This window comes from Pseudonocardia sp. EV170527-09 (genome assembly GCF_008369905.1).
In the GTDB taxonomy this organism is placed as follows: Bacteria; Actinomycetota; Actinomycetes; order Mycobacteriales; family Pseudonocardiaceae; genus Pseudonocardia.
The window spans coordinates 1-245 of sequence record NZ_VRMC01000604.1 but is presented as its reverse complement, the minus strand read 5'-3'; the positions used below and the strand labels follow the sequence as shown (position 1 = coordinate 245).

The window sequence follows — 245 nt, the reverse complement described above, 5'->3', positions numbered from 1 at the left end:
GGTACTGGTCGCTCACGGAACCCGCTCTGTCGCCGGTGTAGAGAACATCGCCGCTCTCGCGGAGGCGGTGTCGAGACGTGTCGGTTCGGTGCGGACCGCCTTCGTCGATGTGCTGGGTCCGACCCCGTCAGAGGTGCTCTCGACGATCGATGGCCCCGCGGTGTTGCTTCCGGCCTTTCTGGCATCGGGATACCATGTGCACCACGATATTCCGCAACACATTGAGCTGAGTGGACATCCCGACG

General features: G+C 63.3%; 1 protein-coding gene. It reads left to right on the top strand.

Annotated features, from left to right (window positions below):
- Positions 1 to 4: 4 nt before the first annotated feature.
- The coding region (locus FVA95_RS30250) for a sirohydrochlorin chelatase (RefSeq protein ID WP_193564468.1) at positions 5 to 245 on the top strand (241 nt) is incomplete at its 3' end.